The sequence below is a fragment of the Streptomyces sp. LaPpAH-108 genome (assembly GCF_000373625.1).
In the GTDB taxonomy this organism is placed as follows: domain Bacteria; phylum Actinomycetota; class Actinomycetes; order Streptomycetales; family Streptomycetaceae; genus Streptomyces.
In genome coordinates this window covers 292486-316838 of the sequence record NZ_KB891987.1, presented here as the reverse complement: position 1 = coordinate 316838, position 24353 = coordinate 292486, and the positions used below count along the sequence as shown (strand labels likewise).

Annotated in this window: 19 protein-coding genes and 1 pseudogene; 7 read left to right on the top strand and 13 right to left on the bottom strand. The window is 73.4% G+C overall.

Annotated elements, in window-relative coordinates; translation table 11 throughout:
• Positions 1 to 273 precede the first annotated feature (273 nt).
• Positions 274 to 1374 carry a C40 family peptidase gene (locus B079_RS33515; RefSeq protein ID WP_199779865.1) on the top strand — a complete coding sequence of 367 codons (1101 nt, stop codon included), beginning with the start codon at positions 274 to 276 and terminating at the stop codon, positions 1372 to 1374.
• A gap of 168 nt (positions 1375 to 1542) precedes the next feature.
• Here the strand turns inward: B079_RS33515 and B079_RS31130 are convergent.
• Positions 1543 to 2646 (bottom strand): annotated as a pseudogene (locus tag B079_RS31130) (MFS transporter); the annotation flags it as partial.
• A gap of 68 nt (positions 2647 to 2714) precedes the next feature.
• Between B079_RS31130 and B079_RS0101460 the strand changes: the two are divergent.
• Entirely contained in the window at positions 2715 to 3758 is a 1044-nt protein-coding gene (locus tag B079_RS0101460) for a WYL domain-containing protein (protein ID WP_051094972.1), read from the top strand.
• Positions 3759 to 3795: 37 nt separating this feature from the next.
• Here B079_RS0101460 and B079_RS0101455 read toward each other — a convergent pair whose 3' ends face one another.
• Both B079_RS0101455 and B079_RS0101450 read right to left on the bottom strand, forming a co-directional pair.
• The gene (locus B079_RS0101455; RefSeq protein ID WP_018543983.1) at positions 3796 to 4542 is read right to left on the bottom strand and encodes a LuxR C-terminal-related transcriptional regulator; all 747 of its coding nucleotides are present in this window, start codon (positions 4540 to 4542) and stop codon (positions 3796 to 3798) included.
• Positions 4539 to 5831 carry an ATP-binding protein gene (locus tag B079_RS0101450; protein ID WP_026248245.1) on the bottom strand — a complete coding sequence of 431 codons (1293 nt, stop codon included), beginning with the start codon at positions 5829 to 5831 and terminating at the stop codon, positions 4539 to 4541. The genes B079_RS0101455 and B079_RS0101450 overlap by 4 nt, the downstream gene beginning before the upstream one ends.
• Before the next feature lie 222 nt (positions 5832 to 6053).
• Here B079_RS0101450 and B079_RS0101445 point away from each other — a divergent pair, with 222 nt between their 5' ends.
• The 3 genes from B079_RS0101445 (at position 6054) to B079_RS0101435 (ending at position 8381) form a co-directional block, all read left to right on the top strand.
• Positions 6054 to 7664: a PspC domain-containing protein gene (locus B079_RS0101445; RefSeq protein ID WP_037801054.1), complete on the top strand. Its 1611-nt coding sequence runs from the start codon at positions 6054 to 6056 to the stop codon at positions 7662 to 7664.
• Positions 7651 to 7863: a hypothetical protein gene (locus tag B079_RS0101440; protein WP_018543980.1), complete on the top strand. Its 213-nt coding sequence runs from the start codon at positions 7651 to 7653 to the stop codon at positions 7861 to 7863. Before B079_RS0101445 ends, B079_RS0101440 begins: the two co-directional genes overlap by 14 nt.
• Positions 7864 to 7931: 68 nt before the next feature.
• Positions 7932 to 8381 (top strand): hypothetical protein, encoded by a 450-nt coding sequence (locus B079_RS0101435; RefSeq protein WP_018543979.1) that lies wholly within the window; start codon positions 7932 to 7934, stop codon positions 8379 to 8381.
• A gap of 89 nt (positions 8382 to 8470) precedes the next feature.
• Here B079_RS0101435 and B079_RS0101430 read toward each other — a convergent pair whose 3' ends face one another.
• The 4 genes from B079_RS0101430 to guaA all read right to left on the bottom strand — a co-directional run bounded on the left by B079_RS0101430 (position 8471) and on the right by guaA (position 13165).
• Positions 8471 to 9001, bottom strand: a complete 531-nt coding sequence (locus tag B079_RS0101430; RefSeq protein WP_078495791.1) for a DoxX family protein — start codon at positions 8999 to 9001, stop codon at positions 8471 to 8473.
• 161 nt (positions 9002 to 9162) lie between these two features.
• Positions 9163 to 10449, bottom strand: coding sequence for a membrane protein (locus tag B079_RS0101425; RefSeq protein ID WP_026248244.1), 1287 nt, complete (start codon positions 10447 to 10449; stop codon positions 9163 to 9165).
• A gap of 215 nt (positions 10450 to 10664) precedes the next feature.
• Positions 10665 to 11459 (bottom strand): class II aldolase/adducin family protein, encoded by a 795-nt coding sequence (locus tag B079_RS0101420; protein WP_026248243.1) that lies wholly within the window; start codon positions 11457 to 11459, stop codon positions 10665 to 10667.
• 125 nt (positions 11460 to 11584) lie between these two features.
• Positions 11585 to 13165 (bottom strand): glutamine-hydrolyzing GMP synthase, encoded by a 1581-nt coding sequence (gene guaA, locus B079_RS0101415; protein ID WP_018543975.1) that lies wholly within the window; start codon positions 13163 to 13165, stop codon positions 11585 to 11587.
• Between the two features lie 318 nt (positions 13166 to 13483).
• Between guaA and B079_RS0101410 the strand changes: the two genes are divergently transcribed.
• Positions 13484 to 13762 (top strand): chorismate mutase, encoded by a 279-nt coding sequence (locus tag B079_RS0101410; RefSeq protein ID WP_018543974.1) that lies wholly within the window; start codon positions 13484 to 13486, stop codon positions 13760 to 13762.
• A 528-nt stretch (positions 13763 to 14290) separates the two neighbouring features.
• Here the strand turns inward: B079_RS0101410 and B079_RS0101405 are convergent.
• The 4 genes from B079_RS0101405 to B079_RS0101390 form a co-directional block, all read right to left on the bottom strand.
• The gene (locus B079_RS0101405; protein ID WP_018543973.1) at positions 14291 to 16126 is read right to left on the bottom strand and encodes a GMC family oxidoreductase N-terminal domain-containing protein; all 1836 of its coding nucleotides are present in this window, start codon (positions 16124 to 16126) and stop codon (positions 14291 to 14293) included.
• A 47-nt stretch (positions 16127 to 16173) separates the two neighbouring features.
• Positions 16174 to 17787, bottom strand: a complete 1614-nt coding sequence (locus B079_RS0101400) for a succinic semialdehyde dehydrogenase (protein WP_018543972.1) — start codon at positions 17785 to 17787, stop codon at positions 16174 to 16176.
• Between the two features lie 124 nt (positions 17788 to 17911).
• Positions 17912 to 18835: a serine/threonine-protein kinase gene (locus B079_RS34545; protein WP_018543971.1), complete on the bottom strand. Its 924-nt coding sequence runs from the start codon at positions 18833 to 18835 to the stop codon at positions 17912 to 17914.
• A gap of 40 nt (positions 18836 to 18875) precedes the next feature.
• On the bottom strand, positions 18876 to 19790 hold the full coding sequence (locus B079_RS0101390) for an MBL fold metallo-hydrolase (protein WP_234016724.1): 915 nt from the start codon (positions 19788 to 19790) through the stop codon (positions 18876 to 18878).
• Positions 19791 to 19893: 103 nt separating this feature from the next.
• Here B079_RS0101390 and B079_RS0101385 point away from each other — a divergent pair, with 103 nt between their 5' ends.
• Complete coding sequence (locus B079_RS0101385) at positions 19894 to 20793, top strand: AraC family transcriptional regulator (protein WP_018543969.1); 900 nt, start codon at positions 19894 to 19896, stop codon at positions 20791 to 20793.
• An 18-nt stretch (positions 20794 to 20811) separates the two neighbouring features.
• Here the strand turns inward: B079_RS0101385 and B079_RS0101380 are convergent, their stop codons facing one another.
• Together B079_RS0101380 and B079_RS0101375 are read right to left on the bottom strand one after the other, a co-directional pair.
• A complete protein-coding gene (locus tag B079_RS0101380) occupies positions 20812 to 22479 on the bottom strand; it encodes a serine/threonine-protein kinase (RefSeq protein ID WP_026248241.1) in 1668 nt (555 codons plus the stop codon).
• Positions 22480 to 22551: 72 nt separating this feature from the next.
• On the bottom strand, positions 22552 to 24156 hold the full coding sequence (locus B079_RS0101375) for a serine/threonine-protein kinase (RefSeq protein ID WP_018543967.1): 1605 nt from the start codon (positions 24154 to 24156) through the stop codon (positions 22552 to 22554).
• Positions 24157 to 24353 lie beyond the last annotated feature (197 nt).

Sequence of the window (24353 nt, the reverse complement as noted above, 5' to 3'; positions counted from 1 at the left end):
CCGCTTCGGCGGCCCGGTCGGAAACGGTCCCGACCCGGCCCGTCACGGACAATTCCGCACACCCGTTACCAACCTGTCACACACCCGCCTAGCGTCCTCCCCCAGGTGACCGGCTCCCCACGCCGCCCGGACCAGGGGCGGCAGCCGGACACCACCGCCGAGGAACGTCCGGCGGCTGCCCGTCTCCCCTGTGCGGGCGGCAGCCGGACACCGGCCGCACGAGTCGTACGGGTCCTCGGCCGTACGAGTCCAGGGAAGGACGTGACGGTCCAGGTGGCAACGCACCGGAGGCCCCGACATCGCTCGCTGGGCGGCAACACCGCCCGCACGGCCGCGACCCTCGCCCTCGCGGGGGCGGCGACCGCGACAGCCTTCGAGGGAGTCGGCCACGCCGAGCCCCAGCTCACCCCGGCGCAGGTCAGGACCAGAGTGGACGCGCTGTACCGGGAGGCGGAGAACGCCACCGAGAAGTACAACGGCGCCAAGGAGAAGGCGGACGCGGCGCAGCGGCGGCTGAACGCGCTGCACGACGAGACCGCCCGCAAGCAGCAGCGGCTGAACACCGCCCGCGACGCCCTCGGCACCTACGCCGCCGCGCAGTACCGCGACGGCACCATCGCCCCGACCTGGCAGCTCGCCCTCTCCAGCGACCCCGACCGGTATCTGGACGGTGCCTCCCTCGCCGAGCGCGTCGGCGACCAGCAGGCCGGTGCCGTCAGCCGGGTGCGCGCCCAGCTGCGCGAGATCGAGCAGCTGCGCGGCGCCGCCCGCGTCGAGGTGAAGTCGCTGCGCGCCCGCCAGGCGGAGCTGAAGCGGCAGAAGAAGACCGTCGCCACGAAGCTGACCGAGGCCCGGCGGCTCCTGGACCGGCTCACCCCCCGGGAGCGGGAGAAGGCCACCGGCACCGCACCGGCCCGCCCCGGCCACGCCGTCACGGCCGCCCGGCCGGTCCGCGCGCACACGCCCGCCGGTTCCACGGCGAAGACCCGGGCGCCGAAGGCGACGGCCGCCCCGGCCGCCGCCAACTCCCGCGCCGCGGCGGCCGTCGCCTACGCCTACCGCAAGCTCGGCAGCCCCTACGTCTGGGGCGCCACCGGCCCCAACGCCTTCGACTGCTCGGGCCTGATCCAGGCCGCCTACCGCTCCGCCGGCATCTCCCTCCCGCGCACCACCTACGCCCAGATCAACGCCGGACGGCGCGTCTCGCGCTCCCAGCTCCGCCCCGGTGACCTGGTGTTCTTCTACTCAGGCGTCAGCCACGTCGGCCTCTACATCGGCAACGGCCGGATGATCCACGCCCCGAACCCCTCGGCTCCGGTCCGCATCGCCCCGATCAGCCAGATGCCGTTCGCGGGGGCGACCCGGGTCGTGTGAGGCACCGCCGCGCGCCCGGAACAGTCCGAGGGCCGCCGCGGCCGTCGTGACCGCGCTCAGTACGGCGGTCACGGCGAAGCCGTACGCGATGCCCAGCCGGTCGGTGACCTGCGCGGCCAGCAGCATCACGACGATCGTGGCGGCCAGTCCCCCGCCGTTGGCCACGCCGAACGCCCGGCCCGCGCGGTCCGGTCCCACCTCCGTCATCAGCAGATTGCGCGAGGCGATCCGCGCCTGGCCGAAGACGAACGCGCCGACCGGCACCAGGAGCAGCACCCCCGCCAGGCCGAAGAGGGGCTGGAACACGAACAGCACCGCGCACAGCAGGAATCCGGCCACCGCCGTCCCCAGGTCGCCGAACCGGCGCCCCGAGACCTTGTACGCGGCCGTGGCCAGCAGGAACCCGAGGCTGCCGAGCGCGTCGACGGCCCCGAACGTGCCCGCGCCCTGGTGCAGATCGCCCAGGACGAACTTGGGCAGCAGGGCGTTGAACACCGTGACGACGACGCTTCCCTGGGCGAACAGCACGATGAGGCGGCCCATGGGGAGCGGGGCGGCGCGCGGGGGCGCGAGGAGGGTGTCCGGGGTGTCGCCGCTCTGCGTGCGGACGCCATTGGTGTCAGGGTTGGCGTTGCCGTTCGCGTCGGCCTTGCCGACGACCGGGAAGGCTTCCTGCGGCCTCGCTTCCTGCCCCCGGCGCCCGATCGCGGCCACGCACACCGCCGACACGACGAACGTCCCGGCGTTGACCAGCAGCAACGGGACCGCTCCGACCGCCTGGACGGCGAGGCCGCCGACCGTCGCGGAGAGCAGCATCCCGGCCTGCGTCGCCATCTCGTAGTGGGCGTTGAAGTGGCGCAGCCGCGCCGGGGGGATGCGCTCCTTGATCAGCGCGCTGCTGACCGGGAAGAACAGCGCGGCCAGGACGGCCAGGGCCAGGTTCGCCAGATAGACCGGCGCCCCGGCGTCGCCGCCATGGCCGAGCCACAGCCACAGGGGGAGCGCCAGCGCGACGACCGTGCTCGCCACGTCACTGAGGATCCACAGCGCCCGCCGGTCGACCCGGTCGGCCAGCCGCCCGAAGAACGGCGAGAGCACTGCCTGGGGGATCGCGACGGCGATGTACAGCCACCCCACCGACATCATCGTGTGTTCGGCCCTGATGACCAGCAGCGCGCCGGAGATCAGCTGGACGTTGTTCCCCAGCGAGGTGACGAAGGCGGCTGTCACCAGGAGACGTCCCGTGTGCCGCGCATGACTTTCCGTGATCATGCGCCCATTGAAGGGGGCTTCACTGCCACCTTCTGTCAGTGGAGTGGGCGAAGATGGCGCGCGTGGCCATGACCGCGAGCCGTCTGCTCTCCCTCGTCCTGCTTCTGCAGAACCGTGGCCGGATGACGGCCCGCCAGCTCGCCACCGAGCTGGAGGTCTCGGTCCGCACGGTCTACCGGGACGTGGACGCGCTGTCCGCCGCGGGCGTCCCGGTCTACGGCGAGCCGGGCCACGCGGGCGGTTTCTCGCTGGTCGAGGGCTATCGCACCCGGCTGACCGGACTGCACGAAGCCGAGGCGGACGCCCTCGCCCTGGCCGGTCTTCCCGGCCCCGCCTCCGAACTGGGCCTCGGCGCCGATCTCGCGGCGGCCCAGCTGAAGCTCGACGCGGCTCTGCCACCGGCGCTGCGCGAGCGGGCGGCACGGGTGCGCGAGCGCTTCCACCTGGACACCTCGCGCTGGTACCGCGAGGCCGAACAGGTGCCCCGGCTCGCCGCCGTCGCCGAGGCGGTGTGGAACCGGCGGACGCTGCGGGTGCTCTACCGCCGCTGGGCCGAGCCGCAGGAGGTGGAGCGCGAGCTGTGCCCGCTCGGCGTCGTGCTGAAGGCCGGTGTCTGGTACGTGGTGGCGCAGTCCCCGGGGCGGACGGGGAGCGAGGTCAGGGGCGCCGCCGTCCGGACCTACCGGGTCTCGCAGATCCTGCGGCTCACGGACACGGGCGGCGCACCTTTCGAGCGGCCCACCGGCTTCGACCTGGCCGCGTACTGGCGCGGCTGGGTCGCCGGGTTCGACGAGCACCGCTTCCGGGGCCGGGCGGTGCTCCGGCTCTCCGGGCAGGCCTGGCGGCGGTTCCCGGAACAGGTGGACACCGTGGTCCTGGACGCCGCCGAGACCCACGCGGAGCAGCCGGATGCGCAGGGCCGCGTCCGTACGGTCATCCCGATCGAGTCGGTCGAGCACGCCACCGGTGAGGTGCTGCGGCTCGGGCCGGGCATCGAGGTCCTCGAACCCCCGGAGCTGCGGAACGCGGTGGCCGACGCCGCCCGCGCGCTGCTGCGGCTCCACGAGGCCCGGACCGGGCCCGACGAATCCGGAGTGGCGGACCCGGTCTGACGCGTCCGGTGCGACGGTCCCGACGCGACGGCCCCGGTCAGACCAGTCGGCGCGCCGTCGCCCAGCGGGTCAGCTCGTGGCGGTTGGACAGCTGGAGCTTGCGCAGCACCGCCGAGACATGGGACTCGACCGTCTTCACCGAGATGTACAGCTGCTTGGCGATCTCCTTGTAAGCGTAGCCCCGGGCGATCAGGCGCAGCACCTCCCGTTCCCGCTGGGTGAGGCGGTCCAGGTCCTCGTCGACCGGCGGGGCGTCGGTGGAGGCGAAGGCGTCCAGGACGAATCCGGCCAGGCGCGGGGAGAAGACCGCGTCGCCCTCCTGGACCCGGAAGATCGAGTCGATGAGGTCGCTGCCGGTGATGGTCTTGGTGACATAGCCCCGGGCGCCGCCCCGGATCACCCCGATCACGTCCTCCGCCGCGTCCGACACGGACAGCGCGAGGAACCGCACCGGCCGCTCGGGGTCCGCCATCAGGGAGGCGCTGCGGCGCAGCACCTCCACCCCGCCGCCGCCGGGCAGATGGACGTCGAGCAGGACCACCTCGGGCCGCGTCGCGGTGATCACCGTGACCGCCTGGTCGACGTCCGCGGCCTCGCCGACCACCTCGACCCCGGTCCGCTCGGTCTGCCCGATCTCCGCCTGGACCCCCGTACGGAACATGCGGTGGTCGTCCACGAGCACCACCCGCACCTGGCGGCCGGCCGCCCCGCCCCCGGCGTCGCGTCCGGGACCGGCCACCTCCGCCGCCCCCGTCGTGCCGTTCGCCTCGGTCGCGTCGCTCATGCCGTCTTCTCCGCCCTCTCCATTTCCAGCTCGACCTCCGTGCCGCCGCCCGGCACCGACCGCAGCCGGGCCGTGCCGCCGTTGCGCTCCATACGGCCGATGATCGATTCTCTGACGCCCATGCGGTCGGCGGGTATCGCGTCGAGGTCGAACCCGGGCCCGCGGTCGCGGACGGACACGAACACCGTGCTCCCCTCAACCTCCGCGTACACCTGCACGGGACCGCCGTCGCCACCGTACTTGGCGGCGTTCACCATCGCCTCGCGCGCGGCCTGCATCTGCGCGGCCGTCCTCTCGTCCAGCGGGCAGTCGCCCACCACGACCACCTCTATGGGCACGCCGTGCTTGTCCTCCACCTCGGCCGCGCTGCGCCGGACCGCCTCCGCGACCGTGTCCGGCTCGTCGGCCTCGTCCTGGCCGGTGCCCTCGGGTTTGTACAGCCAGGTGCGCAGGTCGCGCTCCTGGGCGCGGGCCAGGCGGCGCACCTCGCTCGCGTTGTCGGCGTTGCGCTGGATCAGGGTCAGGGTGTGCAGCACGGAGTCGTGGACATGGGCGGCGACCTCGGCGCGCTCCTGGGCCCTGATGCGCATCAGGCGCTCCTCGGAGAGGTCCTGGGTCACGCGGACGAGATAGGGACCGGCCAGCAGCGTGATGCCGACGAGGACGGCGAGCGCCGCCTGGAGCACCGCGCCGAGGTGGGCCGCCGAGCCCTGCATGACGAAGATGGCGGACACTCCGGCCGTGACCAGCAGCACGCCCACGCCCGCGCGGAGCAGGGTGAGGGGGCGGCGCCTGCTGCCGACCTCGACCCAGCGGGCCCGGCGGGCGTTGTCCGCCTGCCGCCAGACCAGGGCGACACCGGCGGCGACCAGGACGGTCGGCAGGAGGTACGCCTTCGCCGTGTTGGTCACGTTGACGCTGCCCACGAAGACCATCGACACGATGACCATGAGCAGCAGGGCGACCATCTGGCCCTTGTCCGGCTTGCGGGCCACGAGTCTGCGGCGGCCGTCCGGCGAGGTCTCGGTGCCGACGAGCGAGTGCGGCTTGTGGTCGCCCACGCCGCCGACGCCGAGCGGCACGAAGAACCAGAACGCGGCGTACAGCAGCGCGCCCAGACCGTTGGCCATGAACAGGCCGACGAAGGCGAGCCGCACCCACACCACGGGCAGCCCGAGGTGCCCGGCGAGGCCCCGCGCCACTCCGCCGAGCCAGCGGCCGTCGCCGCTGCGGTAGAGCTTGCGCGGCGGCCGCGGGTCGTCGAGGGGCAGTGCTGCGGCTTCCGGCATGACATCGATGGTCACACGGCGGTGGCAGCGGGTCATCAGGGTCGGCCCCCGAGACTCCCCTGATCTTCGCCCGGGGTACCCCCGACCCGGGTCCGGCCGCCCCGAGCGGCGGCGGAACCCGCGATTCGAACATACCCCCGATTTCGTCTCAGGGCCGATTTCAGGGTTCGGCCAGGGTTGATCCGACTGCCGGTCGGGCGGCCGAACCGTCACGATGGACGCATGACGGATCACGAGCACGCAGCGACGGGTCCGGGACCTGGCTCCGGCCCGCGCCCGGGCTCGGGCACCGGTACGACGGACACGGGCGGAGGAGTCGGCGGGACGAGCGGAGTCGGCGGGGGCGGCGGGACCGGCGGTGCGGGGACTCCCGGGGCCACGGGCACGGCCGGGGCATCCGACGCGTCGGGTGGTCCCGGCACCCCCGGTACCCCTGGCACTCCGAGTGGCCCTGGCGCTCCCGGTACGGACGGGACGCCTGCCGCCTCCCCGGACTCCCGCCCCCTCCGGCGCGACCGCAGACACAAGATGATCGCGGGCGTGTGCGCGGGGCTGGGCCGGCGGACGGACATGGACCCGGTGATCTACCGCATCACCCTCGCCGTGCTGGCCGCGACCGGCGGCATCGGCCTGATCTTCTACGGCTTCGCCTGGCTCCTCGTCCCGCAGGACGACGAGGAGGAGAACGAGGTCCGCAAGCTGCTCACCGGCCGGGTCGAAGGCCAGGCGCTGGCCGCCGTGCTGTTCGCCCTGGTCGGCTGCGGGGTGGTGCTGACCACGCTGCGGAACGCGGGGGCGCTGACCTTCGCGGTGGTCCTCTCCCTGCTGCTCGCCGGTGCCGGGTACTGGTCCCGGCACCGGGGCACCCCGGCCCCCGACCCCTCCCCCAGCTCCCCGAGTGCGCGCCCGCGCTCCAGCCCCATAGCCGCGCAGGCCGCCGCCGACGCGCCGCCGGAGGCACAGGCACCGCCGATCTCGACGTACTACCCCTCCTGGTGGCGCGACCCGATCGTCAAGGACGGCACCCATGTCGGCGGCACCGGCTATCTGTGGGGGCCCGGCGACGCCCGGCAGCGGGACGTGACCTCGGTCCTGGACGTGCGAATGGCCGACCCCTGGCCGCACGGCACCGCCACGCGCCCGCCGGACCCCGGCCCGGGCGCCCCCACCGGCACCGGTCCGCGTCCCCCGAGACCGCGCGGCCCGCGCCGGATCGGTGGCTGGGTGTTCCTCCTGGCCCTGCTGACGGGCGGTCTCGCCACCGGCCTGACCTGGCACACCCGGACACCGGGCACGAGCCTCCAGCTCGGTCTGGCCTGCGCGCTCGCGGTGTTCGGCCTGGGCATCGCCCTCAGCTCGTTCCTCGGGCGCACCGGAGCGGGCACGACCTTCCTGGCCATCCTCACGGCGGCCCTGCTCGCCGGGGCCGCCGCCCTCCCCCGGGACATCACGTCCCGGTGGACCCAGACCACCTGGCAACCGGCCACCGTGGCGGACGTCCGCCCCGCCTACGACCTCGGCACCGGCGCCGCCACCCTCGACCTGAGCCGCGTCCATCCGGCCAAGGGCCATACGGTGACCACCCACGCCCAGGTCGGCGCGGGCAGGCTCAGAGTGATCGTCCCGGCGGACACGGCCGCCGCCATCAAGATCGACCTCGGCGTCGGCGACATCCGGTTGCCCTACGACAACGGAAAGGACATCGACGTGGAGCCGAGCAGGCACAAGGAGCTGACGTTGGCCCCGACCACGAACGCGAAGAACACCGGAACGCTGACGATCGGCCTCCAAGTAGGCGTAGGACAGGTGGTGGTCATCCATGCCGCACCGTGAGTTCCAACCCGGCCGCCTCATCACGGGCCTCGCTTTTGCCGCCACGGCCGCCCTCTACCTGGGCAACGCCCAGCACCTCTGGCACATCCCCTGGTTCACCGCCCTCCCGATCACCGCGGGCGCCCTGTTCCTGGCGGGCGTGACGGGAGCGGCCACCCGAGCGATACGCGGCCGACGCAGGGTGCCGGAAGACGGCTGAGGCCGCGACCACCGACGACCCGGCGGCCAGGAAGAAGAACCCGTCGCGCAGGAACTCCAGGGGGGCGCATGCCGTGGTCGACACTCGTGGCGGCAGTCGTGGGCGCGGTGCTCGGTGTACTCGCCACGCTCGTCGCCGATCATGTCCGCTGGCGGCGAGACCGCTCGGAGCGGGATCGTGACACGCTGCGCGCCGCCTTCGCCGCATACCTCACGGCCCTTTCGGCGGCGAGGGACGCGTTCGCCCGGGCCGGGCCTTCCCCGGAAGCCGTCGGTGAAGGGCATGTCGCGATCAGCGAACACGGGGTCTACGCGGCGCAGCATCAACTGGAGCTGGTGGCGCAACGGCCGCTCGTCGACAAGGCCGGTCGCGCCACGCTCGCCGTGCTCGACCTTCATGACGCGGTGGTCGCCGGCCACGCGTCGGACTCCCCCGAGTACGTCGCTGCCTGGCGAACCACCCGCCAGACTCGGGCAGCGTTGATCGCGGAGATGCGGAAGGTCCTGCGAGGCCCCTGAGGCGTCGGACGGTCGTCAGCCCCCCGGACTCCGCCAGGGCGCTCAGCCTCGGCGAAGTCTGCGAGATCGCAGGGGTGCCGCTTCCTCCCCTACCGGTACCCGCCCATCCCCCGGCGCCGCCGCCCGTGCCACACCGCGTCCAGGGACAGATACGGCGTCCCCGCCAGGATCAGGGGCAGCCAGGCCATCAGGTAGGGGAGGTCGTTGCCGTAGTAGTACGGGGTGGAGGCCCAGCTGACGGTGAGCCAGAGGCTGAGGGAGATGAGGGCGCCGCCGAGGGCGGCCAGGCGGCCGAAAAGGCCGAGGAGGATGCCGATGCCGACGGCCAGTTCACCGAAGGCGATGGCGTAGCCGAAGCCGACGGGGTTGTGCAGGGCCAGGTCGATGAGGGCGGGGACGGCGGCGGAGTCGCGGGCCGAGCGCATCGTGTCCCCGATGGAGCCCGCGCCGCCGGACTTCAGGAAGGCGCTGTCGGTGAGCTTGTCCAGCCCGGCGTAGAGAAAGGTGACGCCGAGGAAGACCCGGAGCGGGAGGAGTGAGTAGCGGACGGCGGTCTCCCGCCAGGTGTGGCCGCCGTCCAGTCGGGAGGTGTGCGTTTCCATACGCATACCGTGAGTCATCACTGCCAGCCGCCTCTCGCTCGCCGTGCCGGACCCCTCAACAGGACGATACGTATGACGAACGGGGCCGGTTCAATCCTCCCCCGGCGGTTTTTCCGGTTTTCGGGGGCACCGGCACACCGCACGGGCGACCCAAAGACCGGCGGGCGGCGGAGGCCCGCTCAGTCGGCGATCTCGACCAGGTACCGGTTCGTCCCCACCCCAGCCGCCGTCACCACCTGCACCTCCACCGGGCCGGGCTCCACCTCGGCCGGTACGGGGACGGTGAGGACGCTGTCCGTCGGGTTGCGGAAACCACCGGGGACCGGGATCAGCGGGACGTGGACATCGACCACACCGATGCGCACGACCAGACGGGCGAGCCGGTCGGCGCCCTGGGCGCCGGGCGGGACGAAGCCGCTGCCGCGGATCTCGATGTCGTCCCCGGTGCGGATCGGGCCGTCCAGGTCACCGGGCTCACGGGCACGGACGACGGAGAGGACGACGGGGCGCCCGCCCTCGGCGTACTTGCCCGCGAGGTAGGTGGCGGCGGAGATCAGCACCACGACCGCGAGGCCCCAGGGCAGATCGGGCAGCTGGTCGGGACGGCGGCCAAGGCGGACGGCGGCGAAGAGGAGGGCGACGGCGCTGATGACGACGTACTGGATGTCGGCGAAGGCACCCCGTCCCGCGTCGTCGGTCAGCAGGTCGGCGGCGCGCGGCCGGTGCGCGGAGACCTTCTGGAGCCGCTGGCCGAGGACGCGCAGTCCGACGACCCGGCGGACCAGGACGGCGATGGCGCAGACCACGGCGAGCACCGTCACCACCCCCGCGCCGCGCGCGAGGTCGAGGCCGTCGATCAGGGCGTCGCGCTCGGCGGGGTCGGAGGCAGCGGCCAGCCGCCCGGCAAGCAGCAGGACGGCGTAGGCGACGAAGAGCACCCAGGAGGCGGCGACGGTACGGGAGGTGGACATGCGGTTGTCCTCGCCGATCACCGGGGCGAGCACCCCACCGCGCCTCCGGTGGAACCAGGAGGCGGTGGTCAGCGCGCCCGCGACGACCACGGCGGCGAGCAGACCCGCGGTGCGGGCGTCGCTCCAGCCCGCGCCCACCGCGGTGAGCGCCTGTGCGAGGAGCAGGGCGACGACCGCGCTCCACGCCACGCACACGGTCCGCGTCCACAGCCCGGCCAGCCATGCCTCGCCCTCCGCCCGGCCGCGCTCGGCGATGGTCTCCGCGCGCTGGGTCAGCTCGGCGGACACCCACTGCCGGGACGCCGAGGCCGAGTGGGCCACCGCCTGGGGCAGGCCGTGACCGGCCGCGAACTCGTCACGGCGGCGCAGGAACGCGGCGACCGCGCGCCGGTGTCCCTCGCGCGCGCCATGCGGGCAGTCGCCGCACGTGCAGCCGCCCGTGTGGGCGCCGTCGGCGTCCACCGACGCGCCCCGTCTCGCCTCCTGTACCGCCACAACCCCCGACCGCCTTCCCCGCGCGTCTGGACCCGGCCGAAGTCGCCCACAGCGCGCACTTCGGCCCCAACACAACTCCCCTGTGATCAAAGCGAATTGTGCCCTACCTCGGGCCACCGGTCGCAGCCGGTCCGGGTCGTGGCGGGTGAAGCGCGTGTCGCCGTGTTGACGTCGCACGCCCCCGCACGCCCCCGCACGCCGCCGCACGACCCCCCTCAGCTCAGCAGATCCGGCTCGCTCCGGCTGATGTCCTGCCACAGCGGCTGGTAGTTGATCCAGGCCACCAGGTCGCCGCCGAGCTGTTCCCGGGTGGCGACGGCCTGCCGGTGGTCGATGAGGACGGGGCGTCCGGCCGCGCGGGCGGTGAGCTGGACCTGGCAGGAGCGCTCCAGGGACATGAACCACCAGGCGGCGGCGTCGACGGAGTCCCCGACGGTGAGCAGCCCGTGGTTGCGCAGGACCAGCGCCTTGCGGGAGCCGAGCGCGGTCGCTATCCGGCGGCCCTCCTCGGCGTCGACGGTGACACCGGTGTAGGCGTCGTAGAGCGCGATGTCCTCGTAGAAGGCGCAGCTCTCCTGGGTGAGGGGGTCGAGGACGTCGCCGAGGGCGGCGAGGGCGCGGCCGTGCACGGAGTGGCAGTGGGCGACGGCGACCACGTCGGGCCGGGCGGCGTGCACCTGGGCGTGGACGGTGAAGGCGGCCTGGTTCACGTGGTAGCGGCCCTCGACGACCTGGCCGTCCTGGTTCGCCAGGACGAGGTCGCTCACCGTGACGTGCTTGAAGGGCATCCCGAACGGGTTGACCCAGAAGCAGTCGCTGTATTCGGGATCGCGCGCGGTGATGTGCCCGGACACCCCGTCCTCGAAGCCCGCCCGCCCGAAGAGCCGCAGGGCGCCCGCGAGCCGTTCCTTGCGGTGGCGGCGTTCGTCCTCGACCGACTCGTGCATGGGCGGCATCGCGAACCGCAGCCGGTCGGTGGGCATGGGCGAGGGAGGGGTGGGCCGCTGCATGGGTCCTCCAGCGCTGGGGTGCTTTACGGACCGGAACGTACCGTCGTGCGGCGCGTACCAAAAGAGGTGGAACGGCCGGAGCCGTTCCACCTCCGGTGGAGCTGGTCAGAGGACCCGCGCCGGGGTCACTCCCACTCGATGGTGCCCGGCGGCTTGGAGGTCACGTCGACGACGACACGGTTGACGTCGCGGACCTCGTTGGTGATCCGGGTGGAGATCTTCGCCAGCACGTCGTACGGCAGCCGCGACCAGTCGGCGGTCATGGCGTCCTCGGAGGAGACCGGGCGCAGCACGATCGGGTGGCCGTAGGTGCGGCCGTCGCCCTGGACGCCGACCGAGCGGACGTCCGCGAGCAGCACGACCGGGCACTGCCAGATCTCGCGGTCCAGACCGGCCGCGGTCAGCTCCTCGCGGGCGATGGCGTCGGCCTCGCGCAGCAGGTCCAGGCGCTCCTTGGTGACCTCGCCGACGATGCGGATGCCGAGGCCGGGGCCGGGGAAGGGCTGGCGCTGGACGATCTCCTCCGGCAGGCCCAGCTCCTGGCCGACCATGCGGACCTCGTCCTTGAACAGCTTGCGCAGCGGCTCGATGAGCTGGAACTCGAGGTCCTCGGGGAGGCCGCCGACGTTGTGGTGCGACTTGATGTTGGCGGTGCCGGTGCCGCCGCCGGACTCGACCACGTCCGGGTAGAGGGTGCCCTGGACCAGGAACTCCACGGCCGGGCCCGCGTCGGCGATGATCTCGGCCTGGGCCTGCTCGAAGACGCGGATGAACTCGCGCCCGATGATCTTCCGCTTCTCCTCGGGGTCGGAGACCCCGGCCAGCGCCTTCAGGAAGCGCTCCTCGGCGTCGACGACCTTCAGCTGGACGCCGGTGGCCGCGACGAAGTCCTTCTCGACCTGCTCGGTCTCGCCCTTGCGCATCAGGCCGTGGTCGACGTAGACGCAGGTCAGCTGGGAGCCGATGGCCTTCTGGACGAGGGCGGCGGCGACGGCGGAGTCCACGCCGCCGGACAGACCGCAGATGGCGCGCTTGTCGCCGACCTGCTCGCGGATCGCGGCGACCTGCTCCTCGATCACGTTGCCCGTGGTCCAGGACGGGGTCAGGCCCGCGCCCCGGTACAGGAAGTGCTCCAGGACCTGCTGGCCGTGCGTGGAGTGCATGACCTCGGGGTGGTACTGGACGCCGTAGAGCCGCTTCTCGTCGTTCTCGAAGGCGGCGACCGGGACCACGTCGGTGGAGGCGGTGACGGAGAAGCCCTCCGGGGCGGCGGAGCAGGCGTCGCCGTGCGACATCCACACGTGCTGCTCGTCCGGGGTGCCCTCGAAGAGGGTGGAGCCGGACTTGGAGACGTGCAGGTCGGTACGGCCGTACTCGCGGGCGCCGGTGTTGTCGACGGTGCCGCCGAGGGTCTGCGCCATCAGCTGGAAGCCGTAGCACATGCCGAAGACCGGGACACCGGCCTCGAACAGGGCGCGGTCGAGCTGCGGGGCGTTCTCCTCGTAGACCGAGGAGGGGCCTCCGGAGAGGATGATCGCCGCGGGGTTCTTGGCGAGCATCTCGGCGACCGGCATGGTGCTGGGCACGATCTCGCTGTAGACCCGCGCCTCGCGGACGCGACGGGCGATGAGCTGGGCGTACTGCGCGCCGAAGTCGACGACCAGGACGGTGTCGGGGGCGGCGGCAGACTGGGTCGCTGATGACACGGGGTGCCTTCCGGCGGTGGGGCGGGGGTCTGTATGACCGATTCTAACGGGGCGGGCCGGGGCACCCTCCCCGTGCGCCGGGCGGCCCGGGCGAAACCGGGACCGGGCCCGGAGCGGCCGTGGCATACTGACCGCATGTTCACGCAGACGACCTTCTTCTTTACCTATGGCAACCGGCCCGCCGGTCGCCATGGTCGTGCTGCTTGAGCCAACGCCAAGCACTTACCAGGCGCCCCGGGCCGACAAGGCCCGGGGCGCCTGTCGTTTTCCGGGTTCTGTCACCGCCGGGCCGCACCCCTTCTCGGAGGAGCCCCGAACATGACCACCGTCACCACCGAAGAGACCACCGTCACCGCGGAGGAGACCATCGCCGACGCCCGTGAGTGCATCGACGCGCTGGACGACCGCATCCTCGGCCTCGTCCAGGAGCGCATGGCCGTCTCCGCCGTCATCCAGGAGGCGCGCATCGCCTCCGGCGGGCGCCGGGTGAGCCTGTCGCGCGAGATGGAGATCCTGGGCCGCTACCGCGACGCCCTCGGCAAGCCCGGCACCGCGCTCGCGATGACCCTGCTCGAGCTGTGCCGGGGCCGCGTCTGAGCGCGGGCGCCGCGCGGGTCGAGGGCCGCGTCCGAGCCCCCGCGCCGCGCGGGTCAAGGGCCGTATCTGAGTTCGGTGCCGCTCTCACCCGTACGGCGCGTGACCGCCGCGCGCGCCGCTTCGTTGTTCCCGGTGTCCGTGCCAGCCAGGGGCGGGCCCGACAGAACCACGCGTGGCTCGCTGGAGCGATGAGGCGTACGGGTCGTGCCGTGCGCCGTGGGACCTCGCTCCAGGAAAGTGATCGGACGGCAGGGGACAGCAGCCCGGTCACCCAAGAGAACGGTCGGCTCCGGGGACGCCCGGGGCCGTCCGGCGGAAAACCGTACATACAGCACTGCGCTCTCACGCTGTGACCGACGCCACACGGGAAATACCCGTGCGGCGGCGCAACCCTTCCGGGCCCTCACCGATCGAACCAGCTGCCGGATCAAGAAAACGGTAAGCGTCGAGGGACCTGCGTTCGGAGGGGGACACAGGTCCCTCGTGGCATGTCCGGACCCGGCCCTGGTGTCCCGCTCCAGAAAAGCCTCAGTCCCGCTTCGGCACCGTCGGCACCTTCAGCAGCGGCAGCCTCAGCGCCCCGAACGCCTCCGCCGGGACCGCCGGACTGCGCGGCGCCACCGGCTCCAGCCGCTCGTAGACCGCCCCCTGCGCCGGGCGCGGGTCCGCCTCCCCCTTGTTCGGCCAGTACGCCATGGCCCGCTCGGCCTGCGCGGTGATCGTCAGCGACGGGTTGACGCCCAGGTTCGCGGAGACGGCGGCGCCGTCGACCACCGAGATGCCGGGGTGGCCGTAGAGCCGGTGGTACGGGTCGATCACGCCGGTCTGCGGGGAGTCCCCGATGGGGCAGCCGCCGAGGAAGTGCGCGGTGAGCGGGGTGCCCATCAGCTCGCCCACGTTGCTGCCGGGGAAGCCGTTGATCTCGGCGGCGAGCGCGGAGGCGGCCTCGGTGGCGGCCTTGATCTGGGTCGGGTTCGGGGCGCCGTGGCCCTGCCGGGCGGTGAGCAGGCCCTTGCCGACGCCGCCGGGTTTCAGATAGGTGGTGAGCGAGTTGTCCAGGGACTGCATGACCAGGCCGATGATGGTCCGCTCCGACCAGCGCCGGTTGGAGACCGAGCGGGCCAGCTGCACCGGGTGCCGGACCGCGTGCGCGAGCCAGCCGAGGACGCGTGAGGAGCCCTCGGCGTAGGGCACCTGGAGGATGGTGAGGCCGCCCATCGAGTTGGAGCCCTTGCCGTAGCGGACCGGCTCGATGTGGGTGTTGTCGTCCGGGTGGACGGAGGACGTGATGGCCACCCCGCGCGTGAAGTCGACCTTGTCCGCGCCGTGCGCCTTGCGGTAGCGGCGGTCGTCGGTCTGGGCGCCGACCAGCGCCTCGGAGTTGGTGCGGGTGAGGTCGCCCAACCGCTGGGAGAGGTACGGCAGTTGGCGCCCGGCTTTCATGCGGTGCAGCAGGGTCTGGGTGCCGTAGGTCCCGGCCGCGAGGACGACGCGGCGGGCGGTGAACAGGCGCCCCTCGCCGGTGCGTTTGCGGTCGGTGGGCAGGGTGGCGACGGCGTAGCCGCCGCGCGAGTCGTCCGTGACGGAGACGACGGTGGTGAGCGGGTGGACGACCGCGCCCGCCTTCTCGGCGAGGTACAGATAGTTCTCGTTGAGGGTGTTCTTGGCGCCGTGACGGCAGCCGGTCATGCACTCGCCGCACTCGGTACAGGCCCGCCGCTCGGGGCCCGCGCCGCCGAAGTACGGGTCGGCGGCCTTCTCCCCCGGCCGTGCCTTCGCGCTGCCGTCGGCGTCCTCGCCGTCGCCGAAGAACACGCCGACCGGTGCCATGTGGAAGGTGTCGTCCACGCCCATCCGCGCGGCGGCGGCCCGCAGATGCGTGTCGGAGGGGGTCACGGTCGGGTTCAGCCGGACGCCGAGCATGCGTTTCGCCTGGTCGTAGTACGGCTTCAACTCCGCCTGCCAGTCGGTGATGCCGCGCCACTGGGGGTCGTCGAAGAACGCCTTCGGCGGCACGTAGAGGGTGTTGGCGTAGTTCAGCGAGCCGCCGCCGACGCCCGCGCCGGCCAGGACCATGACGTTGCCGAGCAGATGGATGCGCTGGATGCCGTAGAGGCCGAGCCTCGGGGCCCAGAGGTAGTTGCGCAGGTCCCAGGAGTTCTTCGGGAGGGTGTCGCGGGTGAAGCGGCGGCCCGCTTCGAGGACGCCGACGCGGTAGCCCTTCTCGGTCAGGCGCAGGGCGGTCACCGAACCGCCGAAGCCGGAGCCGACCACGAGCACGTCGTAGTCGTAACCGTCGTCGCGCCCCTCCCCGTCGTCGTGCCCTTCCTCGTTCCGGGTCTGGACAGTCTTCTCCTGCGACACGTGCTCTCCTCGTCGAGAACGGTGGTGGTACGGCGGGGCGGGTGGGGTCAGCGGAAGCGGAACGCCTTCATCAGCTTGAGGCTGCGGCTCATGAAGGCGGCGTAGGCGGCGTCGTCCATGCCGAGGGAGGGGGCCATGGGGAGCAGGCGCTGCTGGGCGACCGTCTGGGCCTCGGTGTACTTGAGGATGCCCTCGGAGCCGTGGCGGCGGCCGAGCCCGGAGTCCTTCATGCCGCCCATCGGGGACTGGGCGCTGCCGTAGGCGGGGGCGTACCCCTCGTTGACGTTGACGGTGCCGGTGCGCAGCCGGGCGGCGACGTCGCGGCCCCGGCGGGCACTCTCGGTCCACACCGAGGCGTTGAGGCCGTACGGCGTGGCGTTGGCACGCTCGACCGCCTCGTCGTCGGTGCGGAAGCGGTAGACGGAGACGACCGGACCGAAGGTCTCCTCCTCGCAGACGGCCATGGTGTCCTCGACCCCGTCGAGCACGGTGGGCTCGAAGAAGTACGGCCCGGCGTCGGGGCGCGCGACCCCGCCCGCGAGCACCTTCGCGCCCTTGGCGACGGCGTCCTGGACATGGCGTTCGACGGCCTTGAGCTGGCGTTCCCCGGCGAGCGAGCCCATGTCGGCGCCGTAGGCGAGGGAGTTGCCGAGGCGCAGGGCGCGGGTGCGGGCGGCGAAGCGGTCCAGGAAGGCGTCGGCGACGGCCTCGTGGACGTACAACCGCTCGATGGAGATGCAGAGTTGGCCCGCGGAGGAGAAGCAGGCGCGGACCGCTCCGGCGGCGGCCTTCTCGATGTCGGCGTCCTCCAGGACCAACATGGCGTTCTTGCCGCCGAGTTCGAGGGAGACACCGACCAGGCGGGCGGCGGCGCCCTGGGCGACCTCGCGGCCGGTGCGGGTGGAGCCGGTGAAGGAGACGTAGTCGGCGTGCTTGACCAACTCGGGCCCCACGACCGGGCCTTCACCCAGCACGACCTGGAAGACCTCGGCGGGCAGCCCGGCCTCGATGAGCAGGTCCCGGGCCCACAGGGCGGTCAGACAGGTCTCGGTGTCCGGCTTCATCACGACCGCGTTGCCCGCGACGAAGGCGGGCAGCGCGTCGCCGACCGACAGCTCCAGGGGGTAGTTCCAGGGCGCGATCTGCCCCACCACCCCGCGCGGCTGGCGGAGTTCGGTGACCTTGGTCAGCACGGGGACGGCACCGGTGTGCCGCTTGGGGCGCAGGTACGCGGGTGCCCTGCGGCCGTAGTGGCGGGCCGCGACGGCGACGGCCTGCACCTCCTCGTGCGCGTGCAGCCGGGCCTTGCCGGTCTCCAGCTGGACGAGGTCGAGCACTTCCGACTGGCGCTCCAGGAGCAGATCGTGGAAGCGGAGCAGGACGGCCGCGCGCTCGCGCACCGGGGTCCGCTCCCAGACGGCCTGGGCCGCGCGGGCCGCCTGGAACGCCTTGAGCACGTCCTCGGGCGTGGACTCGGGCAGGTCGGCCAGCTTCTCGCCGGTGAAGGGGGTGTGGTTGGCGGTACGGCCCGAGCCGGTCACGCCCTTGGTCAGCTGGGCCACCAGCTCCGGGGTGACCACGTCGGCGGCGGTGCGGACGCCTTCGGGGGCCGGGGCGAGCGGGTTGGTACCGGTGGTTTCCGGGGCCTGCGAGTCCGTCATGAGCGGCAGGGTATGCCGGGCCGGACGCTTTGTGTACCCGTCGGTAATGCCCTTTCACCAGCCGCACACATCGCGCCAGTGATCACTGGCGACAAACGCGCTGATCAGGGCGTTGTCGGCCCGATCAGCGGGCCGCGTCGGAAACGAGAGCGGGGGCGGATTCGGTCGGGGCGGGGGCGGGGGCACGGTCCTGCACCACGGCACCGGCGGCCTGCTCCGGCACCACGGCCCCGGCGGCCCCGGCGGCCCCGGCGGCCCCGGCGGCCCCGGCGGCCCCGGGAGCCCCGTCGGCTCCGGCGCCCCGGCACGCCTCCAGCGCCGCCGCCACCTCGTCCGGCGTCGGACGCGCCGCCGGAGACGCGGCGCGCAGGCGGTCCAGGAGCGGGCCGAGCGGCCCCGGGCCGCCGCCCTCGACCGCGAGGGCGAGCAGGGCGCCGAGGGACCACAGGTCGGAGGCGGGGCCCGCGCCGGGCCCCGAGGCGTGTTCCGGGGCGACGAAACCGGCCGGGGCCGCCTCGGCGTGCCTGTCCCCGATGCCGAAGTCGGTGACGAGGACGCGTCCGGTGCCGGACTCGACGAGCACGTTGGCGGGCTTGATGTCCCGGTGCACGATGCCGACCGCGTGCGCGGCCCGCAGCGCGGCGAGCACGGCGAGCCCGACCCGGGCGGCCTCGGCGGGCGGCAGCGGACCGCGCCGTACGACCTCGCTCAGCGACTCGCCCCGGACCAACTCCATGACGATCCAGGGCAGTCCGTCCTCGGTGACCACCTCGCGGGGCGTCAGCGCGCCGGGGTGCCGCACCCGGGCGGCGGCGCGCGCCTCGCGGTGGAGCCGGTGCGCGATCCGGGCGCTCTCCTCGTCGTCGGACGGACTCCCGGGCAGCGAGGGCTCCTTGACGGCGACCTCGCCGCCGTCCCGCTCGTCCCGCGCGCGCCAGACGGTGCCGGTCGGACCGGAGCCGATACGGGCGACGAGCCGGTAGCGTCCGCCGATCAGCCGCCCGCCGATCAGCCCTCCGTCGGGGGCGAGTTCACCGTCTCCACTCATGCCCCATGAGTACCGTGCGCACCCCGCCCTTGTCGAAGGGTCAGGCGTTCCGGAAGACGAACGCGCCGTCCTTCTTGGCGACCCGCACCGCGCCACTTCCCCCGAAGTGCGCCGGAATCACCAACTCCCGTTCGTCGGCGGCTCGTTCGAGCACCCGCTCGCGGCTCAGCTCCGCCTGCCGGGGGTCCAGGCAGAAGCGGCTGCCGCACTCGGGGTGCGGGATCTGGACCGGGCTGTGCAGCAGGTCGCCGACGAACACCGCGCGCTCGCCCCGGGATCGGAGGCGCAGGACGGAGGAGCCGGGGGTGTGGCCGGGTGCGGCCTCCAGGAGGAGGTGGTCGTCGATGCGGTGGGTGCCGTCCCACAACACGGCCTGCCCGGACCGGTGCACGGGCGCGATGCTGTCCTCGTACATCAGCCGGTCGTCGGGGCGCGCCCCGCCCGCGTAACCGCCCTCGGGGCCGAAGTGACGGTCGTCGGCGCCGGGGATCAGATAGCGGGCGTCGGGAAAGGTCGGCACCCAACCGCCGCCCACCTCATGGGTGTTCCAGCCGACGTGGTCGCCGTGGATGTGGGTGTTGACGACGAGGTCCACGTCCTCGGGACGCACCCCGGCCCGCTCCAGCCGCTCCAGGAAGTCACCCTGGCGCTGGTGGAAGAGCTGGTTGCCGGGCCGCTCGCGCCCGTTGCCGACGCCGGTGTCCACCAGGACCGTACGGCCGCCGCCGCGCAGCACCCAGGTCTGGAGCGCCACCACGGCCCGGCCGCCCTGAAGGTGGTCCGGGACGAGCTGGTCCTCGTCCTGACGCCACGCCTGCGGGGGCAGGTCCGGCACGAGGGTGTCGAGGGGCACGTACGGGCCCGCCCACTCGACGACAGGGAACACCTCGATGTCCCCGATCACGAATCCCGGCACGCGGCCCTCAGCGCTCTCTTCAGCCATGTCATCAGCCATGTCTCCCACGATAGGGAGCACGAATGATCCTCCCCATGCTCGAAAGACTCGATTCGATGCGCGAACGTCTCACCTGAGCGACTGTCTCGCTAGACTCGCCCCCATGGACGTGGTGAGTGACGCGATCGCGGCGGTGCGGGTGGGCCGCCCCTCGTCGAACCGGCTCCGGGTCGGCGGCAGCTGGAGCGTGCGGCTGCCGTCGTACGAGGGCGCGGGCTTCCATGTCGTACTGAGCGGCAGCTGCCGTCTGCTGCCGGACGACGGCGAGCCCGTCACGCTGGGCACCGGGGACGTGGTGCTGCTCCCGCACGGCGCGGGGCATGTGCTCGCGGACCGTACGGCGGGGCCGGACGCGGCGCGGCGCGCGGTGCCGCTGGCGGAGGCGCGGGACACCGGTGGGCCGGGGCCCGAGGTGGAGCTGCTGTGCGGCAAGTACCGGCTCGACCGCAGCCGTACGCATCCGCTGCTGGCCGAGCTGCCCCAGGTGGTGCACCTCCCCCACCGGGTCGGCGCGCATCCCGAACTGCGGTCCGCCGTGGACCTGTTGGCCCGGGAGCTGGACGCGAGCCGTCCCGGTTCCGGCCTCGCCCTGCCGAGCCTGCTCGACCTGCTCCTCGTCTACATGGTCCGCGCCTGCCTGGACGGCGCTGGGCCTGGGCTGTGGCCTGCGGTGCTGGACGACCCGGTGACGACGGCCGCGCTGCGGGCCCTGCACTCCGACCCCGCCGCGCCCTGGACCATGGAGCGGCTGGCCGCCGAGGCGGGCGTCTCCCGCGCGACCCTGGCCCGCCGCTTCACCGCGCTGGTCGGCAGGCCGCCGATGGCGTACCTCACCTGGTGGCGGCTGACCCTGGCCGCCACCGCCCTGCGCGCCTCGGACGCACCCCTGGCGACGGTGGCCCGCGCGACGGGGTACGGCAGCCCGTACGCCCTCTCGCACGCGTTCAGCCGGGAGTTCGGGGTGACGCCGGGGAAGTACCGGGACGCGGCGCGGGCGGCGTGAGCCCGCGGAGCCCCGGACTCAGCGCGCCGTCACCGTGAACGTGCCGACCGCCACGTCGAAGTACTCCCGCGCCTCGCGCACCTTGCCGACCGGCGCCGACACCCACACGTCGTACATCCGGCCGTCCTCCTCCCAGCACAGGTCGTAGGTGTGCCGGGCGCCCTCGGCGGCGCTGAAGCCGTTCCAGGTGAACTCCCAGAGCGCGGCGGGGTGTCCGGCGCGGGTGGTCTCGGTGACGCGGCCGTCCCGGTAGCCGGGGTTGGTGTCGGCGCCGTCCGCGGCGGCCCGGTCGAGCACGGCCGCGGGGCCGCCGGTCTCGGGCCGGGCGACCTTCACACCGAGCCGGAAGGTGTCCCCGGTGGAGAAGTAGAAGACCCGCTCGCCCTGCCGTTCGCGGGTGAAGGCCAGGGGCACGGCGAGGGAGAACCCGGCCGGGTCGCGGGCGGTGCGGTAGCCGGAGGGCGCGACGGGACGGGCCGGGGTGGTGGGTGTCACGGGGGTGCTCGGGGTGGCCGTGGGGCTGGGGCTGCCGGTCGGCGGGCGGGTCACTGTGGTGCCGGGGGTACCGCCGCGTTCGCCGCCGCTCTGGTGCGCCAGCAGGACCGCCGCCGACGCCGCCGCTCCGGCCACCGCCGCCACCAGCAGCGCGGCCACCAGGGCGCCCCGGCTCGGCCACCGGGAGGCCGGTGCGGCCTCGGCGGGGGCGGGAGCGGCGGCCGGGGGCGCGGCGTGCTCGGTCGGCGGGTGCGGGGTGTCGGCGGTGCGGTCCGGGTGGGCGGCGGATCTGACGGCGCGGGCCGCGTTCAGCAGCCGGGGACTACGGGCCGGGGTGCCGGGCGGGGCGGGGGTGCGGCCCGTCTCCAGATAGGCGCGCAGCATGCGTTCGGCGTCCGCCGCGCCGAGCCGCCGCTCGGGGTCGCGCTCAAGGAGGCCCCGGATGACCGGCAGCAGGGGCTCGGCCTCGGCGGGCGGCCGGATCTCGTCGCTGACGACGGCGTGCAGGATGCCGCCGAGCGAGTCCCGGCGGAACGGCGACTCGCCGCTGAGCGCCGTGCACAGCAGCGCGCCCAGTGACCACAGGTCGGCCGCCGGGCCGCTGCGCAGCCCCGACATCCGCTCGGGCGCGGTGTATTCGGGCGAGCCGACGAAGGCGCCGGTCTCGGTGAGCGTGGTGGCGCCCGCGACCCGGGCGATGCCGAAGTCGGTGAGCACGGCACGGTCGGTGCCGGACTCGACGAGGACGTTGGCGGGCTTGATGTCCCGGTGCAGCACCCCCGCGTCGTGCGCGGTGCTGAGCGCGCTCAGCAGATCGGCGCCGATCCGCGCGGCCTCCTCCGGGCTGAGCGGCCCGGACGCGGCGATCCGGTCGGCGAGCGAGCCGCCGTCGATCAACTCCATGACGATGTACGGGCGTTCGTCCTGCTCGACCACGTCGTGCACGACGATGATGTGCGGATGGTGCAGCTGCGCCACCGCCCGCGCCTCGCGGAAGGTCCGCTCGCGCCGCAGCCGGGCGTCGTCGCCGTCCGGCGCGGAGTCGTCCTGGACGATCTCCTTGACCGCCACCAGCCGGCCCAGCACCTCGTCCTCGGCCCGCCAGACGACGCCCATCCCACCGCGTCCGATGCGCGCCCGGAGGCGGTAACGGCCCGCGACCACACGGAAGTCGTGCCCCTCGGTCCCCATGAACCCCATCATGCCGTACCGGACGCACACCCTCCGTGACGGTGACCGGCCAAGACGGAAGGCCCTACGGCATCAGCCCTCGTGCGGCTGCCAGCTCTGGAGCACCCACTTGAACCGCCGGTTCGTCTCCGGCCAGTCCGCCTCGGGCGTCGAGAGGTAGATGGCGTATTCCACGTCCCCGCTCGAGATGTACGTCTCCTCGATGGCGTGCCGCGGGCCCGCGACATAGGGCGGGTCCTTCGCCAGGGCGTTCCAGGTGTACTCCCACACCGAGCCCTGGTGGTCGCGGTAGGTGTTCCGGTCCATCCGCACCTGCCGGTAGTCGACCAGCCCCTGCAACTTCCCTTCCAGATGCACCTGGTGGCTGTACGCGTCGGGGAAGTCCGGGGAGCTGTCGATGCCGATGCGGACGAAGTGGACGCCGTCGTCGGGGCTGTAGTCGACCTGCTTGAGGTCGCCCTGGACGTCCTCCCCTCTGCGCTTCCAGCCCTTGGGCAGCGAGAGGCTGAAGCCCAGCGGGTCGTCGTAGCGCTCCCAGCCCGCCGGGATGCCCCCGGTTCCCTTGGTGCCCTGCGTGGCCGTGCCGGTCGGCTCCGGCGCGTGAGGGGCGCCCCCCGTGCTCGCCTCGTGCCTCGACGCGCCCCACTTCTGGTAGCCGACGGCCGCGCCCGCGCCGAGCACGACCGCGAGGACGACGACGAGCGCGACCGTGCGGTTGCGGTGTCTGCGCCGCACCAGGCCCGTGCGGGCCGGGGCGGCCACCGCCGCCGTCGTCGTGCTCGACGCCGCCGGAACCCCGGGGAGGCCGGTGGGCACGGTGGGCGAGCCGCCCTGCTGGGCCGGTACCCAGGCGGGGCGGGGCGCGCGGCCCTCGGCGACCTCGGCGAGCATCCGCTCCGTGTCCTCGGCGCTCGGGCGCAGTGCCGGTTCCTTCTGGAGCAGGGCGGAGATGACGGGGCCGAGCGGGCCCGCGTGCTCCGGGGGCGCCTCGCGCTCCTCGACGACCGCCTGCATGGTGGTGAGCGGCGAGGTGCGGCGGAAGGGCGAACGGCCCTCGACCGCCGTGTACAGCGTGGCGCCGAGCGCCCACAGGTCGGACGCCGGGCCCGGGTCGTGGCCGCGCACCCGCTCGGGGGCGAGGTAGTCGACCGAGCCGACGACCTCTCCGGTGCGGGTGATGGTGGCGTCGCCCTCGATCTGGGCGATGCCGAAGTCGGTGAGCAGCACCCGGCGGTCGCGGCCGAGCAGGACGTTGCCGGGCTTGATGTCGCGGTGCAGCACCCCCGCCGCGTGCGCGGCGCGCAGCGCCCGCAGCACCCACAGGCCGATGCGCGCGGCCTCGCGCGGCTCGATGCGACCGCGCTCCTTGACCGCGTCGGCCAGCGACTCGCCCTCGACCAGCTCCATCACGATCCAGGGGCGGCCGTCGTGTTCGAGCACGTCGTGCACGGTGACGACGGCGGAGTGGTTGATGCGCGCGGCGGCACGGGCCTCGGCCCGGGTACGGGCCAGCAGGACGCTCTGCTCGCTGTCGGAGACGTAGAGCGCGGCGGTCAGCTCCTTGATGGCGACCTTCCGGTGCAGCACCTCATCGTGGGCGCGCCACACCCGGCCCATGCCGCCGCTGCCGATGGAATCGGCCAGCCGGTAGCGGCCCGCTATGAGCAGACCCTGCATCTGATTCACGTTGCCCCGCAATGCTCTTGACAGGGTCAGACTAAGGACCGGCCGCCCCGCAGGGAACCGGCGGGGTCCTACGGAGACACCACTGTGACGGTTGTCGCTTCCCCGCCGCACGGGGAACCGAAGTCCGGCTCCCCCATGGTGTTTACGCGCTTTGTGCGACTCGTGACGATGACCCGGCGGACTGCCGG

Coding starts and splice junctions, on each gene's coding strand:
- B079_RS0101460 (WP_051094972.1), top strand. CDS start 2,715: ATGACCGCGAGCCGTCTGCTCTCCCTCGTCCTGCTTCTGCAGAACCGT.
- B079_RS0101445 (WP_037801054.1), top strand. CDS start 6,054: ATGACGGATCACGAGCACGCAGCGACGGGTCCGGGACCTGGCTCCGGC.
- B079_RS0101410 (WP_018543974.1), top strand. CDS start 13,484: ATGACCACCGTCACCACCGAAGAGACCACCGTCACCGCGGAGGAGACC.
- B079_RS0101375 (WP_018543967.1), bottom strand. CDS start 24,156: ATGCAGGGTCTGCTCATAGCGGGCCGCTACCGGCTGGCCGATTCCATC.
- B079_RS0101385 (WP_018543969.1), top strand. CDS start 19,894: ATGGACGTGGTGAGTGACGCGATCGCGGCGGTGCGGGTGGGCCGCCCC.
- B079_RS34545 (WP_018543971.1), bottom strand. CDS start 18,835: ATGAGTGGAGACGGTGAACTCGCCCCCGACGGAGGGCTGATCGGCGGG.
- B079_RS0101420 (WP_026248243.1), bottom strand. CDS start 11,459: ATGCAGCGGCCCACCCCTCCCTCGCCCATGCCCACCGACCGGCTGCGG.
- B079_RS0101400 (WP_018543972.1), bottom strand. CDS start 17,787: ATGACGGACTCGCAGGCCCCGGAAACCACCGGTACCAACCCGCTCGCC.
- B079_RS0101380 (WP_026248241.1), bottom strand. CDS start 22,479: ATGGGGACCGAGGGGCACGACTTCCGTGTGGTCGCGGGCCGTTACCGC.
- B079_RS0101450 (WP_026248245.1), bottom strand. CDS start 5,831: ATGCCGGAAGCCGCAGCACTGCCCCTCGACGACCCGCGGCCGCCGCGC.
- B079_RS0101430 (WP_078495791.1), bottom strand. CDS start 9,001: ATGACTCACGGTATGCGTATGGAAACGCACACCTCCCGACTGGACGGC.
- B079_RS0101435 (WP_018543979.1), top strand. CDS start 7,932: ATGCCGTGGTCGACACTCGTGGCGGCAGTCGTGGGCGCGGTGCTCGGT.
- B079_RS0101455 (WP_018543983.1), bottom strand. CDS start 4,542: ATGAGCGACGCGACCGAGGCGAACGGCACGACGGGGGCGGCGGAGGTG.
- B079_RS0101440 (WP_018543980.1), top strand. CDS start 7,651: ATGCCGCACCGTGAGTTCCAACCCGGCCGCCTCATCACGGGCCTCGCT.
- B079_RS0101390 (WP_234016724.1), bottom strand. CDS start 19,790: ATGGCTGATGACATGGCTGAAGAGAGCGCTGAGGGCCGCGTGCCGGGA.